Here is a 16,596-nt window from a genome sequence, read left to right on the forward strand (position 1 = left end):
ATGACGATTGAACGAGCCGCGGCCTGAAGGGCCGGGCGGATTAGATGGCGTCGATGCCCGTTTCGCCGGTACGAATTCGGATGACTTCTTCCACGTTGGAAACGAAAATCTTTCCGTCGCCGATACGCCCTGTTTGCGCGGCCTTGCGGATGGCCTCGATCACCGCCTCCGCATTTTCGTCCGCCAATACAACTTCGACCTTCACCTTCGGCAGGAAGTCGACGACGTATTCGGCGCCACGGTAAAGCTCCGTGTGGCCCTTCTGACGACCGAAGCCCTTCGCTTCCGTGACGGTGATGCCCTGCAGTCCGACTTCCTGAAGGGCTTCCTTCACTTCGTCGAGTTTGAAGGGCTTAATGATCGCTTCGATCTTTTTCATGAGAAAATGTCTCTCCGCTTCTCCTGTTACAGCAGGCCTATTTCCCGCTCGGCCAACGTAATGCACGTATCATGCCAATTGAAAACAAGCTGCCGTAAAAATTCCCGGCGATTTCGCACCGAGACGATAAATTGATGAGGATTTTTCGGGAAAATGGAAGCGATTTCGCGTCGAAATGCGTTGGATAAGCAAAATTTCGCAAAAAAGTGCTGTGCGCGTCATGTTTGTGCTCCAGCAAGGCCTTGAATGTTATCGGCTAATTGTTGTGCAAATGCATATTTATAGACCAAAATGACTGCCGCAATAGCGGTTGTTTTTGAGGCAGATTTCGCATCTATAATATCCGCCATGATGTTGCCGCTCGCCGATCTGCTTCTCACCCCTGACGCCATGTCTTGCGTCGACCGCGTTGCGGCCGCATCCGGCATCAGCTCCTATGGTCTTATGGAGAAGGCGGGGCAGGCGGTTGCTGCCGCTGCACTTCGGCACTTTCCCGGAGCGCTGCGTTATGTCATCCTTTGCGGGCCCGGCAATAATGGCGGGGACGGCTATGTGGCGGCGCGGGCGCTGCAACAGGCCGGAGCCGACGTACAGCTATTTCATCTGGGGGATCCGCAGCGGCTCAAAGGGGACGCCGCCCGCGCTTTCGCCGATTGTCCCATCAATGGCGCCGCGTTCAGTGGTTACGCCCCGATGACCGGAGATGTGGTGATTGATGCTGTCTTTGGCGCAGGACTCTCCCGTCCCGTGCCGGATGATGTGGCGGCCATTATTGCACGGGTCAACGAGATCGGCATGCCGGTGATTGCCATCGACCTGCCGTCTGGGCTCGATGGGCGCAGCGGCCGGATTCTCGGCGCTGCCTTCCGCGCTGTGCGAACAGTGACCTTCATGACGCGCAAGCCGGGGCATCTTCTCCTTCCCGGTCGCGACCTTTGCGGAGAGCTTGGGGTTTTCGACATCGGCATTCCCGACCGTATCGTCCGCGCCCACGCCGACCGCTTGCTCGCCGAAAACAAGCCGGCACAGTGGCAGGCGGCCATACCTTCGGCAGGCGTCGAGACGCACAAATACAAGCGAGGTCATCTCGTCGTTTTCTCGGGCGGGCCGAATGCGACAGGTGCCGCGCGCATGTCGGCGATGGCGGGCCTGAGGGCGGGGGCAGGGCTCGTCACTATTGCATCGCCCTCGGAGGCCCTGGGGGTTAACGCCAGTTTGTTGACCTCAATTATGCTGCATGCAGTCGACGACGAAGCTGCTTTACGGACTTGGCTTACCGATCGGCGTCTTTCGACCTTTATTCTCGGGCCGGGCTTCGGCGCCGGCGAGAAGGCGCGGCAATTCTGCCTCGCGCTTGCGGATCGGCATCTGGTATTAGACGCAGACGGCATCACCTCGTTTCGCGACGAGCCGCAGCGATTGTTCGATGCTTTCGCCGAAGGGCCGACGCGATTGGTGCTGACGCCGCATGAAGGGGAGTTTGGCCGCCTCTTTCCAGATATTGCCGCCGACGAGACATTGAGCAAGATCGACAAGGCGAGGGCAGCGGCAAAGAGAACCCATGCCGCGATCATCTATAAGGGCGCCGACAGCGTGATCGCCGCCCCCGATGGCAGGGCCTTGATAAACGCGAACGCGCCGCCCTGGCTGGCCACTGCCGGTTCTGGCGATGTGCTCGCCGGCATTGTCGGCGGCCTCATGGCGCAGGGGGCTCCGGCCTTCGAAGCCGCTGCCGCCGGCGTCTGGCTGCATGGTTTGGCAGGCCAGCATGCCGGAAAAGGACTGACGGCTGAAGATCTCGTAGTGGCCATCAAGCCGCTGTAGAGCTATTTCGCCACTTCTTGCTGCAATGCGATTGCGCCCGGAGGCGCGTTCACCTTGCCCTCATGGATCATGAAGGCAAAGACATCACGCGGCTCGGCTTTGATTTTGCGTTTCGCATCGATCAGCGGCAGGTCATCCGGCACCTTGCCCGTGGCCCAGGTTCTCAGGCGATCCGCCCAGGCTTTCAGGTCCTTCGGCGGATAGCAGGTCTTGATGTCATCCGAGCCTTTCTGCAGTCGGGCATAGACGAAGTCCGCTGTCACGTCGGCGATCATCGGATATTCGAAATGCTCGGCACAGACTGGCGCCACATTATACTTTTCAAGCAGTGCAATGAATTCCGGCACCTTGAAGGAATCGTGCCGGACTTCGACTACATGCCTGAGAGCAAGCCCATCCTGCTTGGCCGGCAGCAGCTTCAGGAATGCCTCGAAGTCATCCGGATCGAACTTCTTGGTCGGCGCGAACTGCCAGAGCAGGGGGCCGAGATGATCACCGAGCTCGCTGATGCCGGATTCCAGAAACTTCTGCATGGATTCGCCGGCTTCCGAGAGGACACGGCGGTTGGTGACGAAACGCGTCGCCTTCAGAGAGAAGATGAAACCATCGGGCACATCGGCCGCCCATCTGGCGAAGACCTCGGGCTTCTGCGTGCTGTAATAGGTGCCGTTGACTTCGATCACCTTCAGCTGGCGGCTGGCGTAGTTCAGCTCGTCCTTCTGCTTCAGCGTGTCGGGATAGAAGGTCCCGCGCCATGGCTCGAAGGTCCATCCGCCTATGCCTGTGCGGATTTCGCCCGCTTTGGTCATTCTCTCCTCCTTGGCCGTTCGGCCGGGTAACCTTACTCCGCCGCCGCAACCTTCTTCACCGGACGCCGCTCCAGCAACTCTTTCAGGAATTGCCCCGTATAGGAGCGTTTCTCCTTCACGATCGCCTCTGGCGTGCCGACAGCCACGATCTCGCCGCCGCCATCACCGCCCTCGGGACCGAAATCGAGGATCCAGTCGGCAGTCTTGATGACTTCGAGATTGTGCTCGATGACCACGACGGAATTGCCCTGATTGACCAGCTCATGCAGCATTTCCAGAAGCTTGGCGACATCGTGGAAGTGCAATCCGGTTGTGGGTTCGTCGAGGATGTAGAGCGTGCGGCCCGTCGATCGCTTCGACAATTCCTTGGCTAGCTTGACGCGCTGCGCTTCGCCACCCGATAGCGTGTTGGCCTGCTGCCCGACCTTGATATAGCCAAGGCCGACATCCTTCAGGCTCTGCAGCTTGTCGCGCACGGCGGGGACGGCCGCAAAGAAATCGACGCCCTCCTCGACCGTCATGTCGAGCACGTCGGCGATCGACTTGGTCTTGAAGGTGACATCGAGCGTTTCGCGATTGTAGCGCTTGCCGTGACAGACGTCGCAGGTGACGTAGACATCGGGCAGGAAGTGCATCTCGATCTTGATGACGCCATCGCCCTGGCACGCCTCGCAGCGGCCGCCCTTGACGTTGAAGGAGAAGCGGCCCGGCTGATAGCCGCGTGCCTTGGCTTCCGGCAATCCGGCGAACCAGTCGCGGATCGGCGTGAAGGCGCCGGTATAGGTCGCCGGGTTCGAGCGCGGCGTGCGGCCGATAGGTGACTGGTCGATGTCGATCACCTTGTCGATATGCTCGAAACCGTCAATGCGGTCATGATCGGCGGGGATTTCACGCGCGCCCATGACACGCCGCGCCGCCGATTTATACAGCGTCTCGATCAGGAAAGTGGACTTGCCGCCGCCGGACACGCCAGTCACCGCAGTGAAGACACCGAGCGGGATAGACGCCGTAACATTCTTGAGATTGTTGCCCCTTGCGCCGACAACCTTGATCTCCTTGCCCTTCTTGGGCTTGCGTCGCTCGTCCGGAACCGGCACGCCGAGCTCGCCGGAGAGATATTTACCGGTCAATGACCTCGGGTTCGCCATGATCTCCTGCGGCGTGCCATGCGCCACCACCTGGCCGCCATGCACGCCGGCCGCGGGGCCGATATCGACGACATCGTCGGCTGTCAGGATGGCGTCCTCGTCGTGCTCGACGACGATGACGGTGTTGCCGATATCCCGCAGATGCTTCAGCGTCTCCAGAAGGCGTGCATTGTCGCGCTGATGCAGGCCGATCGACGGCTCGTCGAGGACATAGAGAACGCCGGTCAGGCCCGAACCGATCTGTGACGCCAGCCGGATGCGCTGGCTTTCGCCGCCGGACAGCGTGCCGGAATTACGCGACAGGCTCAGATATTCGAGGCCGACATCGTTGAGGAACCGGAGGCGATCGCGGATTTCCTTGAGGATCCGCACCGCGATTTCGTTCTGCTTGTCGGTGAACGTGCCCGGCAGCGCATCGAACCAGTCGCGAGCAACGCGGATGGACATTTCCGCCACCTGGCTGATGTGCAGCTTGTCGATCTTGACCGCCAGAGCCTCCGGCTTCAGGCGATAGCCGTTGCAGGCCGGGCAGGGGGCGGCCGACATGAAGCGTTCGATCTCCTCGCGTGCCCAGGCGGAATCCGTTTCCTTCCAGCGGCGCTCGAGGTTCGGCACGATGCCTTCGAAATTCTTATGCGTGGTGTAGGAACGCGCCCCATCGGCATAGTGGAATTCGATCTTGTCTTCCGTGCCGTTCAGGATCACGTCCTTGGCTTTGTCGGACAGCTCGTTCCAGCGATTGCCGAGCTTGAAGCCGTAATGCTTGCCGAGCGCTTCCAGCGTCTGGTTGTAATAAGGCGAGGTCGACTTGGCCCAGGGAGCGATCGCGCCATCGCGCAGCGTACGTTCCGGCTCCGGCACGATCAGTTCCGGATCGATCTTCTGCTGCGAGCCCAGGCCGTCGCAGGACGGGCAGGCGCCGAAGGGATTGTTGAAGGAGAACAGGCGCGGCTCGATTTCCGGAATGGTGAAGCCGGAAACAGGGCAGGCGAATTTCTCCGAGAACAGCACGCGCTCATGCGTCTCGTTCAGCGACTTGTTGGCGGAACCGCCGGCAGCAGTCTCCTCCGGCGGCAGCGGCTTGTCGGCAAATTCCGCGACCGCGAGCCCGTCGGCAAGACGCAGTGATGTCTCGAAACTGTCGGCAAGGCGAGCCGCCATGTCCGGACGCACGACGATACGGTCGACGACCACGTCAATGTCGTGCTTGTATTTCTTGTCGAGCGCCGGCACATCGGCGATCTCGTAGAACTGACCGTCGACCTTGACGCGCTGGAAGCCCTTTTTCATGAGCTCCGCCAGTTCCTTCTTGTATTCGCCCTTACGCCCGCGCACGAGCGGCGCGAGAATATAAAGCCTCGTGCCTTCCTCATAGGCGAGCACGCGGTCGACCATCTGGCTGACTGTCTGGCTCTCGATCGGCAGGCCCGTGACCGGCGAATAGGGAACGCCGACGCGGGCAAACAGCAGACGCATATAGTCGTAGATTTCCGTGACCGTGCCGACCGTCGAGCGCGGATTGCGCGAGGTCGTCTTCTGCTCGATCGAAATCGCCGGCGAGAGGCCGTCGATCTGGTCGACATCAGGCTTCTGCATCATTTCGAGAAACTGCCGCGCATAGGCCGAAAGGCTTTCGACATAGCGGCGCTGGCCCTCGGCATAGATGGTGTCGAAGGCGAGCGACGACTTGCCGGAGCCGGAAAGGCCGGTCATGACGATCAGCTTGTTGCGTGGCAGATCAAGATCGATGCCCTTGAGATTGTGCTCGCGCGCACCACGTATCGAAATAGTCTTCAGTTCGCTCATCGTCGTATGCAGGTCCTTTGGAGTCTGCCTTTATTTAGTGATGTCAGCCCGCGAGTCGAGGCTGAAATGAAGGGATGGAGCCGGGTTTTCGATTCCGTTGACATCATCATAGGGATAAATTAGAACAAATAAAGAACAAAATTATCGCGGCGATTTCTTTGTGGATGAACGGAACTGAGAAGGCCGCATAAATAGCACCTGACGCCCGCTATGGGTTAAGGTGCTCCCCATAGAATTTCAAAGCCGTCGATGGGCGGCAAGCAGGGTGGTATCATGGCCGGTAGTGTGAACAAGGTAATTCTGGTTGGAAATCTCGGGGCGGACCCGGAAATCCGCCGCACGCAGGACGGCCGCCCGATCGCGAACCTCAACATCGCCACGTCGGAAACCTGGCGCGACCGCAATTCCGGCGAGCGCAAGGAAAAGACCGAATGGCACCGCGTCGTCATCTTCAATGAAGGTCTCTGCAAGGTCGCGGAACAGTATTTGAAGAAGGGTGCCAAGGTTTACATCGAAGGTGCGCTGCAAACCCGCAAATGGCAGGACCAGAACGGTCAGGACCGCTACTCGACCGAAGTCGTGCTGCAGGGCTTCAATTCGACCCTGACCATGCTCGACGGCCGCGGCGAGGGTGGCGGTTCCATCGAAGGTGGAAGTCGTGGTGGCCGCGGCGGTGATTTTGGCGGCGACTACGGTGGCGACGACTACGGCCAGTCCTCATCGCAAGGCTCTTCCCGTGGCGGCGGCGGTGGCAACCGTGGCAGCAGCAGCCAGGGCGGCGGCGGCAACTTCTCGCGCGATCTGGATGATGACATCCCGTTCTGAGATAGGCGTGCCCGACTGACTTTAAAACCCGTCTTTTGGTGGGTTTTTATCAGCTTCGATTTGTCTTCGCTATTCTTCTAGGCTATGGTGACGATTTAACTATTTGAGCCAGATTGCAATTGCAGCGATGATGACGAACCCTCTGAAGTTGACGAGGAGTTTGTCGTATCGGGTAGCCACGCGACGGAATTGCTTGAGCTTTGCAAAGAAGCGCTCCACGAGGTTGCGTTCCTTGTAGAGGCCCCAATTGCAGGCATGCGGGCGTCGTCGCCCGGGTCGTGGTGGAATGACCGGAACAGCGCCGGCGTCCAGAATGGTGTCGTGGAAGTGTTCGGCATCATAGGCTCGGTCGGCGATGACGTGGCTGGGATTGAGGCCATGGAGCAATTCCTTGCCATAAATCACATCGCCACGGTGTCCCGGTGCAAGTACGAAGCGCACCGGTAGCCCCAAAGCATCCACGACGGCGTGGATCTTGGTGCCTAGCCCGCCGCGTGAGCGGCCAAGGCCCTGGGCGTCCGCTCCCCCCTTTTTCGCCGGGCGCCAGCGGCTTGAGGCTGGGCACGGATGGAGGTGGAATCGATCGAGACCCAGTCAAGGTCCGCTTCTCGCGCTAACGCCTCGAACAAACTTTCGAGGACACCCATCTCGATCCAGCGGTAATAGCGCCGCTTGACGGTCTGGTAGTTGCCATAACCTTCGGGTAAATCACGCCAACGTCCACCAGAGCGGGCCATCCAGACCAGCGCCTCGACGAACCGCCTGTTATTGGAGCGCGGACCACGACGCCCCTTGCGTCCTCCCGGCACAAACGGCTCGATCCGAGACCACTGTTCCGCACTGAGCCTATCGATATCCATGACCGACCTCCAAAAATCAGTCTTGAATCTGATTTGCTCCTCACTGGGAACCCCAAATCCTTAAATCGTCACCACAGCCTAGGGCGGCTGGATTATCAATTGATTTATCCTTGGTAGTTCCTTTAATTTCTCTCAGGATAGCTTCACACGCATCGATTGTTTGCGTGAGATTTTTTTCGGTGACAATGCTCATTGAAGCATATTCGCTGTCCTTATGATCGCGCAGATACATCGTCTTGAGAAACGTATAGCCATACCTTTTGAAGACTGATCTTATTATGCTTTTCAACATCGAGAGTTCCGAGCACTTTCAGTTGCCGAGTATCCCGGCTCATCGAATAAACCGTCTGACCGACGCGCTTTTCATGAAAGCGTGAGCGCCGCTTTTGCTCCATCCACGACGAACTGCGCGGCAAGCGCCGCAAGAATAACCCCGAGCAGCCGGGTGAGAATGGCGCGGCCGGTAGCGCCGAGCATTCGGTCGAGCCGGTCTGAAATGGCAAGGGCTGCAAAGACCAGCGCCAGATTGATGGCGATGACGCCGATCAGCTGCGCGCGGTCGAGCGTCGTCTGCAGCGAGCCGGCCAACAAAATGGTGGCCGAGATGGCGCCGGGACCGGCGATCAGGGGCAGGGCGAGGGGAAAGACCGCAATATTGCGGATATGATCCTTGGTAATAGCGACTTCCGTCGTCTTCTCTTTTCTGTCCTGCCGCCGCTCGAACACCATTTCGAAGGCGATCCAGAAGAGCAGCAACCCGCCGGCAATGCGGAACGCACCGATGGAGATGCCGAGCACACCAAGCACGCTCGCGCCGAACAAGGCGAAGGCCGCCAGGATGAAGAAGGCGATCAGCGAGCCGCGCAGCGCCACCTGCTTGCGCTCGGAGCGATTCATACCCGCCGTAAGCCCGATGAAAAGCGGGGCGAGCCCAGGCGGATCGACGGTAACAAGCAGAGTCGTGAAGGCATTGATCAGCGTATCCGCGCTCGCCATATAGTCCCCGAAGCCTGTTTTGTCGCTGTTAGCGAGCATTGTTATGCGAGGAACGGGCTTTCGCAAAGGGTCATGCGCCGGTGTTGATCAGTTTCGCCATGGAAATGTTCGATTCCATGGCTTAAAGGGGCAAAACCTGTTCAAAAACACCGGCCAAAATTGGCGCTCGCCAGGCCTTTCGGCTATAAATTTCGCAGTGATTCTAAAAGAGATCGTGATCTGTTTTGACTGAGCAAACACCACCCGGCGGCGGGAAGCTCCCGCCAGGCATCGAGCCGATTTCCATCATGGAGGAAATGCAGCGGTCGTACCTCGATTACGCCATGAGCGTGATCGTCAGCCGCGCGCTTCCCGACGTCCGCGATGGTCTGAAGCCCGTTCATCGGCGCATCCTCTATGCGGCCCATCAGAGCGGCTATCACTGGAACCGCAAATATGTGAAGTCGGCCCGCCCCGTCGCCGACGTCATGGGTAGCTATCACCCGCATGGCGACGCCTCGATCTATGACGCCTTGGTCCGCATGGCGCAGGATTGGTCGATGCGTGTGCCGCTCATCGACGGGCAGGGCAATTTCGGCTCGATCGATGGCGATTCGCCGGCGGCGATGCGTTATACGGAATCGCGCCTGACGAAGGTTGCCCACGAGCTTCTCGAGGACATCGACAAGGAAACGGTCGATTTCCAGGAAAACTACGATGCGACCACGGAAGAGCCGAAGGTTCTGCCGGCGCGCTTCCCGAACCTGCTTGTCAATGGTTCCGGCGGTATCGCCGTCGGCATGGCGACCAACATCCCGCCGCACAACCTTTCCGAAGTCATCAACGGCTGTATTGCGCTGATCGACAATCCCGCGATCGAGCTGTCCCAGATGATGGAGATCATCCCCGGCCCGGACTTCCCGACCGGTGCGAAGATTCTCGGCCGTGCCGGCATCCGTTCCGCCTATGAGACGGGTCGCGGCTCCGTCGTCATGCGTGGTGTCGCAGCCATCGAGCCGATGCGCGGCGATCGCGAGCAGATCATCATCACCGAGATCCCCTATCAGGTGAACAAGGCGTCGATGATCGAGAAGATGGCCGAGCTCGTGCGCGAGAAGCGCATCGAGGGCATCTCTGACCTTCGCGACGAATCCGACCGCCAGGGCTATCGCGTTGTCGTCGAGCTGAAGCGCGATGCCAATGCCGATGTCATCCTGAACCAGCTTTATCGCTACACGCCGCTGCAGACCTCCTTCGGCTGCAACATGGTGGCGCTGAACGGCGGCAAGCCCGAGCTGATGAACCTGATGGACATCCTGCGCGCTTTCGTGGCGTTTCGTGAGGAAGTCATCAGCCGGCGCACCAAATACCTGCTGCGCAAGGCCCGTGATCGCGCTCATGTCTTGGTCGGTCTGGCGATTGCGGTTGCCAATATCGACGAAGTCATCCGCGTGATCCGCCAGGCGCCGGATCCGCAATCGGCCCGCGAAGAGCTGATGACGCGTCGCTGGAATGCGGCAGACGTCGAATCCCTTATCCGGCTAATCGATGATCCTCGTCACCGAATCAATGAGGACGACACCTACAACCTCTCGGAAGAGCAGGCGCGCGCCATCCTCGAACTACGTCTGGCTCGCTTGACCGCTCTCGGTCGCGATGAAATCGACGAGGAACTCAATCAGATCGGCGCTGAGATCAAGGAGTATCTTGATATTCTTTCGTCGCGCGCCCGCATCCAAACCATTGTAAAAGATGAGCTTGCTGCCGTTCGCGACGAATTTGGGACGCCGCGCCGCACCGAGATCATTGATGGCGGTCTTGAGATGGACGACGAGGATCTGATCGCCCGTGAGGATATGGTCGTCACCGTTTCTCATCTCGGTTATATCAAGCGCGTGCCGCTGACGACCTATCGTGCACAGCGTCGCGGCGGCAAGGGCCGCTCGGGAATGACCACCCGCGACGAGGATTTCGTTACCCGGCTATTCGTTCTCAATACGCATACCCCAGTCCTGTTCTTCTCATCGCGCGGCATCGTCTACAAGGAAAAGGTCTGGCGTCTGCCGATCGGCACGCCGACCTCGCGCGGCAAGGCGCTTATCAACATGCTGCCGCTGGAGCCCGGCGAACGCATCACCACGATCATGCCGCTGCCCGAGGACGAGGACAGCTGGGACAATCTCGATGTGATGTTCACGACGACGCGCGGAACCGTGCGCCGCAACAAGCTGTCGGATTTCGTGCAGGTCAACCGCAACGGCAAGATCGCCATGAAGCTCGAAGAGGAGGGTGATGAAATTCTCTCCGTCGAGACCTGTACGGAGCATGACGATGTGCTGATGACGACCGCGCTCGGCCAGTGCATCCGCTTCTCCGTATCGGACGTGCGCGTCTTTGCCGGCCGCAATTCGATCGGCGTGCGCGGTATTACACTTGCACCAGGCGATCGCATCATCTCGATGACGATCGTCCGTCATGTGGATGCCGAGCCGTGGGAGCGTGCTGCTTATCTCAAGCGCTCCGTCAGTGAACGCCGCTCCGCGACTGGCGACGACGAGGAGATTGCACTGGTTGGCGAGGAAGTCACCGAGGAGGGACAGCTCAGCGACGAGCGCTACGAGGAGCTCAAAGCTCTTGAACAGTTCGTTTTGACGATCTCGGAAAAGGGTTTCGGCAAGCGTTCTTCTTCTTACGATTTCCGCATCTCCGGCCGCGGCGGCAAGGGCATCCGCGCCACCGACACGTCGAAGACAGGGGAAATCGGCGAGCTCGTCGCCGCCTTCCCGGTCGAGGATGGCGATCAGATCATGCTCGTCTCGGATGGCGGTCAGCTGATCCGTGTGCCCGTCGGCGGCATCCGCGTCGCCAGCCGCGCCACCAAGGGCGTCACCATCTTCTCTACTGCAAAGGACGAGAAGGTCGTATCCGTCGAGCGTATCAGCGAGCCGGAAGGCGACGAGGATGATGCTTCGGCAGCCGAGGATGACGTTGTTGCTGATGAGGCTGGAGATGCCGGCAGCGAGGGTGGCAGCGAAGAATAGTCTTCGCTGTGCCCGCCTGGAGAGATCAGCGGCTGCTCGGCCGGCCCATCTGGAAGTCGAAGGTTTTCGATCGCATGAGCCTGGCAACAGGCTCATGCGATTGTCATTTGAGGCAAAGCGCACAGGATCTGGCGGCCGATTCGTAGCTCTTTATTCCGGGCGTTCGTTATTTTGCGAAAAGGGCGGCAGAACCTCCAGGCTTTCCCGTTCCAGCTGCGCAAAAACCTCGTCATAGCCAAAACGGAAATGCCAGCCGAGAACCGTGCCCGCAGATTTCGATGCATGAATGCGATCGATTCCATCAGGCAACGGCCAATTTCGCTGTGCAAATTTCGCGGCGAGGCCGGGCGCGCGCAGCTGGATGACGGAGGCGGCATCGGCCGCGAGCGCCTCGCAGTCTTCTGGTTTAAATAGCGTGCCGGCGGAAACGATATGTCGTTGAAAATCTTTGCCGCCGTTCGTGAGTGCCGCCACATGGGCGTCCGCAACATCGCGGATATCGACGCCGCGATGCAGGCGATGAACAGCCATCACATTGGCTGCTTCTGGAAAACTTCGAGACATGCGTAAAACGCGGACCTGCAAATCCGGGCCGGTCATGCCTTTAAGGAGCTGCTCAGCTTCCAGTTTCGTGCGGTGATAGATGCTTTTCGGTTGCGGCACGGTGTCTTCATCGACCCATGTGCAATGACCGGGAACGACCGCCCGGCCATAAAGTGCGGTCGTACTGGTAAACACCAGTCGTCTCACGCCGGCAGCCAGCGCCGCTTCCGCCAGCCGCCGTGTCCCGTCCACATTGATGCGGCGAAATTCATCCTCGGAAACCGCGCCGACATGAGGCGCGTGCAGGGCCGCGCAATGGATGACTGCATCCGCACCCGTCAGCGCCTGACGTAGCAACGCCGCATCGGTAAAATCTCCGAGTAGATGTGTCGTCGAAAACGGCGAACGATCGATGCCTATCACCCTATGGCTTGGCGCCAGCGCATTAAAGATCGCCCGGCCAAGTCGCCCGGAGCTGCCTGTCAGGACAATGCGCATCTTGATCCCTCGATGAACCACGATCACCATAGCATGATTGAAGCAGCTGGCGCGCTTCCTCTTATAAAATCATGCTTTTGCGTCTTGGCAGCGGGGCCCAAGGGAAGCGCCGGGACCATAGGCAATAAAAAACCGGACGCTGGCGGGGAAAGCGTCCGGTTCAGGATCCATCCGGGCGTATGTGGCGGGGGAGCCCGGTACGCGGAGATCAGAGCGTCTTGTGACGCTTATGCAGCCTCTTGCTCTCTTCGCTTTCGCGATGAAGCGCCGAAATGGTGGATGCGACTGACACGACAAACATGATGCTGATGAAAATTGTAAGCAGCGTCAAAATTGTGAACATGATCGCTCCCTCCTTAGGTGGGACTAGCGTTCAGATCCCTTAGTACTGGCTCGAGGCAACGAAGGGACGAGCCGAAGCAAAGGGACCGTAGATCTTCGACTGGTCGGGTTTCTGATCGTAAAGTGCAACGGTTGCTGCAAGCATTCCCGAAATCATGGCCATCCAAACAACGTTAATAAGGGTGATCTTGTCGGGCATACTCTTCTTCCTTCTTGCCGCAATGTGCAATCTGAGTTTCGGACTGTTAACGCGGCGTTTTCCAAATGGTTCCGCCGATATTGAGAGCTATCTAGCAATGCGTGCCTGAAGCGACCTTGAATGCCTTGTTCATCTGGCGTTCAGATTCGCGATGCGTCCTGCGCATGGCGGTGGCGATTTCTTGGGCAAAATTGATATCCCTGCCGTTTTCCGAGGCGGAATCCCACTCGATCTCATAATGGTCGACGAAAAGATGAACGAGGTATTCGACGAAAAATGAACCGATGATGGCGCCTGCGATGATGAAGACGAGCATGGCGTGATGTCCCTGAAACCGAGATCGGCGAGCCGTTGAACCAGGCCCGTTTCGATGTTGATGCCAGTAAAGCATTGTCGAGCTGAAACAGGCTTGAACGGCGTGTTCATCTGCAGTTCAGAGGCTGCCGCCGGGTTGCAAATCACTTGCGATACGGCCTCATCCATGACAAAAGGCGTCGAAACAACGAGCCGGCTTGATAATGACGACAGCCTTCTATCCAGGGTCCTTCGACCCGATGACCAACGGACATCTGGATGTCCTCGTGCAGGCGTTGAATGTCGCCGCCAAGGTGATCGTCGCGATTGGCATTCATCCGGGCAAGAAGCCGCTTTTCTCTTTCGAGGAGCGGGCGGAGCTGATCCGCAGATCGCTCGGTGAGGCTCTGCCGCAGAAGGCAGGCGATATTTCCGTCGTTGCTTTCGACAATCTGGTCGTCGATGCAGCCCGCGCCCACGGCGCGACCTTGCTTGTACGCGGCCTGCGCGATGGCACCGATCTTGACTATGAAATGCAGATGGCCGGCATGAACAGGCAGATGGCGCCGGATATTCAGACGCTGTTTCTGCCTGCCGGCACGGCCTCGCGGCCTATAACCGCCACATTGGTGCGGCAGATCGCATCCATGGGCGGCGATGTCAGCGCCTTCGTGCCGTCGGCGGTTCTGGAAGCGCTGAACGGCAAACTCAAAAATAAGGCCAGCGGCAACAGCTGAGCCGAAATCCAATCCCGAACGGAGCATCCATGAAACTCTTTCATATTGCATTGGCAGGATTCCTGAGCCTTGCCGCCTTCGCAGGCAGTGCGTTCTCGGCCGCAGCTGCAGATCTTTTGACCATCCAGCTCAAGGACGGTCCGGTGGTTATCCAGCTGATGCCGGAAGTTGCTCCGAAGCACGTCGCCCAAATCGAAGCGCTGGCGAAGAAGGGTGCATACGACAACGTCGTGTTCCATCGCGTCATCGATGGCTTCATGGCTCAGACAGGCGACGTCCAGTATGGTAACGCCTCTAAGGGTTTTGATCCGAACAAGGCCGGCACTGGCGGTTCCGATCTGCCGAACCTTCCGGCAGAATTCTCCAAGGTTCCGTTCACGCGCGGCGTTGTCGGTATGGCGCGCGCCCAGGACCCGAATTCCGCCAACTCGCAGTTCTTCATCATGTTTGCCGACGGCGCTTTCCTGAACGGCCAGTACACGGTCGTCGGCAAGGTCATCTCGGGCATGGAGCTCGTCGACAAGATCAAGCGTGGCGAAGGCCAGAACGGCGAAGTGAGCAATCCAGACAAGATGGTCAAGGTCACCGTCACCAAGAAATAATTCCAAAGCAAACACAGAGAACAAGGAAACGAACATGGCTGAGATCAAGGATCCAGAAAACACCCTCATCCTGGAAACCACCAAGGGCCAGGTTGTCATTCAGCTCCTGCCGCAGGTCGCTCCGGAGCATGTTGCCCGCATCAAGGAATTGGCGCGCGAAAAGGCTTATGACAACGTTGTTTTCCATCGTGTCATCGACGGATTCATGGCTCAGACCGGTGATGTCGAGCATGGCAAGGTTGGCGGCAACACCGCTCGCGCCGGCACCGGTGGCTCGTCCAAGCCTGACCTGAAGGCTGAATTCTCCGCAACTCCGCACGTTCGCGGTACGTGCTCGATGGCTCGTTCGCAAAACCCGAACTCGGCCAACTCGCAGTTCTTCATCTGCTTCACCGATGCACCTTGGCTGAACAAGCAGTACTCCGTTTGGGGTCAGGTCATCTCCGGCATGGAATTTGTCGACCAGATCAAGCGCGGCGAGCCGGTAAAGGATCCGGATTCGATCGTCTCCGCGCGGGTTGCCGCCGACGTCTGATCGTGATTATTCCTGAAACCCGCTTCTTGCGCCTTTGGCGTGAGGGGCGGGTTTCGCTTTGCCTGGATGAACTGCCTGGATCAATTGAATGCGTGTTGACCTTTTCGATTTCGATCTGCCGGAGGAGCGTATCGCGCTCAGGCCTGCCGAGCCGCGCGACAGCGCGCGTCTGCTTGTTGTCGATCCGAACAATGGCTCGCATACGCTGAGCGACTATCAGATACGGGATCTGCCATCCTTCCTGCGCCCAGGCGACGCTGTGGTCTTCAACGATACCAAGGTGATCCCGGCACAGCTGGAAGGCATTCGTCACCGCGAAGGTGCGCCCGGCCAGCAGGTGTCTGCTACCCTCCATATGCGCGCCGCACCCGACCGCTGGAAGGCCTTTGCCAAGCCCGGAAAGCGTATCAAGATCGGCGATCGCATCCAGTTCGGTCATGGCGAAAATGTCTGCGCGCTCGGTTCGCTCGACGCCACTGTCGAGGAAAAGGGCGAGGGCGGCGAGATTACCCTGCGGTTCGATCTATCCGGTCCCGCTCTGGATGAGGCGATTGCCAGCGTTGGGCATATTCCGCTGCCACCTTACATCGCGGCGAAGCGCCCCGAAGACGAGCGTGATCGCGCCGATTACCAGACGATCTATGCGCGTGAAGAGGGCGCGGTCGCAGCGCCCACCGCCGGCCTGCACTTCACGCCATCCTTGTTTGCCGCGCTCGATGCCATGGGCGTCGAGCGGCATTTCGTGACGCTGCATGTCGGCGCTGGCACCTTCCTGCCGGTCAAGGCCGACGATACCGACGATCACAAGATGCATTTCGAGATCGGCTATGTCGATGCCGCCACCGCCGAGAAGCTCAACGCCGTCAAGGCGAGGGGTGGGCGCATCGTCTGTGTCGGCACTACCTCGCTGAGACTGATAGAAAGTGCCGCCGCTGACGACGGTACGATCCACCCTTGGCATGGCGCCACCGGCATCTTCATCACGCCCGGCTACCGCTTCAAGGCCGTCGACATGCTGATGACCAATTTCCACTTGCCGCGCTCGACCCTGTTCATGCTCGTATCGGCCTTTGCCGGCCTCGATACGATGCGCGCGGCCTATACCCATGCTATCGAGACGGGCTATCGCTTCTATTCCTATGGCGATGGCAGCCTGCTCCACCGGAAAGACTAGGACGA

At 59.1% G+C, this 16,596-nt stretch carries 18 protein-coding genes; 7 read left to right on the forward strand and 11 right to left on the reverse strand.

Going from position 1 to position 16,596, the window contains the following annotated elements; genetic code table 11:
• Positions 1-40: 40 nt before the first annotated feature.
• Complete coding sequence (locus tag RTCIAT899_RS08835; RefSeq protein ID WP_015339877.1) at positions 41-379, reverse strand: P-II family nitrogen regulator; 339 nt, start codon at positions 377-379, stop codon at positions 41-43.
• Positions 380-597: 218 nt separating this feature from the next.
• A complete protein-coding gene (locus RTCIAT899_RS34390) occupies positions 598-729 on the reverse strand; it encodes a hypothetical protein (RefSeq protein WP_280117189.1) in 132 nt (43 codons plus the stop codon).
• Between RTCIAT899_RS34390 and RTCIAT899_RS08840 the strand changes: the two genes are divergently transcribed.
• Positions 728-2,203, forward strand: a complete 1,476-nt coding sequence (locus RTCIAT899_RS08840) for a bifunctional ADP-dependent NAD(P)H-hydrate dehydratase/NAD(P)H-hydrate epimerase (protein ID WP_015339878.1) — start codon at positions 728-730, stop codon at positions 2,201-2,203. The two genes, RTCIAT899_RS34390 and RTCIAT899_RS08840, sit on opposite strands and share 2 nt — an antisense overlap.
• A 2-nt stretch (positions 2,204-2,205) precedes the next feature.
• On the opposite strand, the gene RTCIAT899_RS08845 is transcribed toward RTCIAT899_RS08840, so the two are convergent.
• Positions 2,206-3,012, reverse strand: coding sequence for a DUF72 domain-containing protein (locus RTCIAT899_RS08845; RefSeq protein WP_015339879.1), 807 nt, complete (start codon positions 3,010-3,012; stop codon positions 2,206-2,208).
• Positions 3,013-3,044: 32 nt separating this feature from the next.
• Positions 3,045-5,966 (reverse strand): excinuclease ABC subunit UvrA, encoded by a 2,922-nt coding sequence (gene uvrA, locus RTCIAT899_RS08850; protein ID WP_015339880.1) that lies wholly within the window; start codon positions 5,964-5,966, stop codon positions 3,045-3,047.
• Between the two features lie 273 nt (positions 5,967-6,239).
• On the opposite strand from uvrA, the gene RTCIAT899_RS08855 reads away from it, so the two are divergent.
• Complete coding sequence (locus tag RTCIAT899_RS08855; protein WP_041677885.1) at positions 6,240-6,791, forward strand: single-stranded DNA-binding protein; 552 nt, start codon at positions 6,240-6,242, stop codon at positions 6,789-6,791.
• A 99-nt stretch (positions 6,792-6,890) separates the two neighbouring features.
• Here RTCIAT899_RS08855 and RTCIAT899_RS08860 read toward each other — a convergent pair.
• From RTCIAT899_RS08860 to RTCIAT899_RS08875, 3 genes are all read right to left on the reverse strand, one after another.
• Positions 6,891-7,651 (reverse strand): IS5 family transposase gene (locus RTCIAT899_RS08860; protein WP_085999169.1). Its coding sequence is split into 2 segments (ribosomal slippage): positions 6,891-7,324 and positions 7,324-7,651, totalling 762 coding nucleotides; the frame shifts between segments, so codons are not numbered across the junction.
• Positions 7,652-7,691: 40 nt separating this feature from the next.
• Positions 7,692-7,943, reverse strand: coding sequence for a hypothetical protein (locus tag RTCIAT899_RS08870; protein ID WP_041677423.1), 252 nt, complete (start codon positions 7,941-7,943; stop codon positions 7,692-7,694).
• 71 nt (positions 7,944-8,014) lie between these two features.
• Positions 8,015-8,647: a MarC family protein gene (locus RTCIAT899_RS08875; protein WP_041677886.1), complete on the reverse strand. Its 633-nt coding sequence runs from the start codon at positions 8,645-8,647 to the stop codon at positions 8,015-8,017.
• A 224-nt stretch (positions 8,648-8,871) separates the two neighbouring features.
• On the opposite strand from RTCIAT899_RS08875, the gene gyrA reads away from it, so the two are divergent.
• Complete coding sequence (gene gyrA, locus RTCIAT899_RS08880; RefSeq protein ID WP_015339883.1) at positions 8,872-11,667, forward strand: DNA gyrase subunit A; 2,796 nt, start codon at positions 8,872-8,874, stop codon at positions 11,665-11,667.
• A 150-nt stretch (positions 11,668-11,817) separates the two neighbouring features.
• Here the strand turns inward: gyrA and RTCIAT899_RS08885 are convergent, their stop codons facing one another.
• From RTCIAT899_RS08885 to RTCIAT899_RS08890, 4 genes are all read right to left on the reverse strand, one after another.
• Positions 11,818-12,738: an NAD-dependent epimerase/dehydratase family protein gene (locus RTCIAT899_RS08885; protein ID WP_312862835.1), complete on the reverse strand. Its 921-nt coding sequence runs from the start codon at positions 12,736-12,738 to the stop codon at positions 11,818-11,820.
• A gap of 178 nt (positions 12,739-12,916) precedes the next feature.
• Positions 12,917-13,051, reverse strand: coding sequence for a hypothetical protein (locus RTCIAT899_RS34395; RefSeq protein WP_015339885.1), 135 nt, complete (start codon positions 13,049-13,051; stop codon positions 12,917-12,919).
• A gap of 39 nt (positions 13,052-13,090) precedes the next feature.
• Entirely contained in the window at positions 13,091-13,249 is a 159-nt protein-coding gene (locus RTCIAT899_RS33770) for a hypothetical protein (RefSeq protein WP_015339886.1), read from the reverse strand.
• Between the two features lie 91 nt (positions 13,250-13,340).
• On the reverse strand, positions 13,341-13,565 hold the full coding sequence (locus RTCIAT899_RS08890; RefSeq protein WP_135488286.1) for a hypothetical protein: 225 nt from the start codon (positions 13,563-13,565) through the stop codon (positions 13,341-13,343).
• Positions 13,566-13,767: 202 nt separating this feature from the next.
• Between RTCIAT899_RS08890 and coaD the strand changes: the two genes are divergently transcribed.
• From coaD to queA, 4 genes are all read left to right on the forward strand, one after another.
• Positions 13,768-14,280 (forward strand): pantetheine-phosphate adenylyltransferase, encoded by a 513-nt coding sequence (coaD, locus tag RTCIAT899_RS08895; RefSeq protein WP_015339888.1) that lies wholly within the window; start codon positions 13,768-13,770, stop codon positions 14,278-14,280.
• Between the two features lie 29 nt (positions 14,281-14,309).
• Positions 14,310-14,882: a peptidylprolyl isomerase gene (locus tag RTCIAT899_RS08900; protein ID WP_015339889.1), complete on the forward strand. Its 573-nt coding sequence runs from the start codon at positions 14,310-14,312 to the stop codon at positions 14,880-14,882.
• Positions 14,883-14,916: 34 nt separating this feature from the next.
• Positions 14,917-15,417: a peptidylprolyl isomerase gene (locus RTCIAT899_RS08905; RefSeq protein ID WP_015339890.1), complete on the forward strand. Its 501-nt coding sequence runs from the start codon at positions 14,917-14,919 to the stop codon at positions 15,415-15,417.
• 88 nt (positions 15,418-15,505) lie between these two features.
• Positions 15,506-16,591, forward strand: coding sequence for a tRNA preQ1(34) S-adenosylmethionine ribosyltransferase-isomerase QueA (gene queA, locus RTCIAT899_RS08910; protein WP_015339891.1), 1,086 nt, complete (start codon positions 15,506-15,508; stop codon positions 16,589-16,591).
• Positions 16,592-16,596: the final 5 nt, after the last annotated feature.

This window comes from Rhizobium tropici CIAT 899 (assembly GCF_000330885.1).
GTDB lineage: Bacteria > Pseudomonadota > Alphaproteobacteria > Rhizobiales > Rhizobiaceae > Rhizobium > Rhizobium tropici.

Bases quoted from the DNA above. Each gene is read 5' to 3' on its own strand.
- RTCIAT899_RS08840 (WP_015339878.1), top strand. From the start codon at position 728: ATGATGTTGCCGCTCGCCGATCTGCTTCTCACCCCTGACGCCATGTCT.
- RTCIAT899_RS34395 (WP_015339885.1), bottom strand. From the start codon at position 13,051: ATGTTCACAATTTTGACGCTGCTTACAATTTTCATCAGCATCATGTTT.
- RTCIAT899_RS08845 (WP_015339879.1), bottom strand. From the start codon at position 3,012: ATGACCAAAGCGGGCGAAATCCGCACAGGCATAGGCGGATGGACCTTC.
- RTCIAT899_RS08870 (WP_041677423.1), bottom strand. From the start codon at position 7,943: ATGTTGAAAAGCATAATAAGATCAGTCTTCAAAAGGTATGGCTATACG.
- RTCIAT899_RS08885 (WP_312862835.1), bottom strand. From the start codon at position 12,738: ATGGTGATCGTGGTTCATCGAGGGATCAAGATGCGCATTGTCCTGACA.
- RTCIAT899_RS08890 (WP_135488286.1), bottom strand. From the start codon at position 13,565: ATGCTCGTCTTCATCATCGCAGGCGCCATCATCGGTTCATTTTTCGTC.
- RTCIAT899_RS08875 (WP_041677886.1), bottom strand. From the start codon at position 8,647: ATGGCGAGCGCGGATACGCTGATCAATGCCTTCACGACTCTGCTTGTT.
- RTCIAT899_RS34390 (WP_280117189.1), bottom strand. From the start codon at position 729: ATGGCGGATATTATAGATGCGAAATCTGCCTCAAAAACAACCGCTATT.
- queA (WP_015339891.1), top strand. From the start codon at position 15,506: ATGCGTGTTGACCTTTTCGATTTCGATCTGCCGGAGGAGCGTATCGCG.
- uvrA (WP_015339880.1), bottom strand. From the start codon at position 5,966: ATGAGCGAACTGAAGACTATTTCGATACGTGGTGCGCGCGAGCACAAT.
- RTCIAT899_RS33770 (WP_015339886.1), bottom strand. From the start codon at position 13,249: ATGCCCGACAAGATCACCCTTATTAACGTTGTTTGGATGGCCATGATT.
- RTCIAT899_RS08905 (WP_015339890.1), top strand. From the start codon at position 14,917: ATGGCTGAGATCAAGGATCCAGAAAACACCCTCATCCTGGAAACCACC.
- coaD (WP_015339888.1), top strand. From the start codon at position 13,768: ATGACGACAGCCTTCTATCCAGGGTCCTTCGACCCGATGACCAACGGA.
- RTCIAT899_RS08855 (WP_041677885.1), top strand. From the start codon at position 6,240: ATGGCCGGTAGTGTGAACAAGGTAATTCTGGTTGGAAATCTCGGGGCG.
- RTCIAT899_RS08835 (WP_015339877.1), bottom strand. From the start codon at position 379: ATGAAAAAGATCGAAGCGATCATTAAGCCCTTCAAACTCGACGAAGTG.
- RTCIAT899_RS08900 (WP_015339889.1), top strand. From the start codon at position 14,310: ATGAAACTCTTTCATATTGCATTGGCAGGATTCCTGAGCCTTGCCGCC.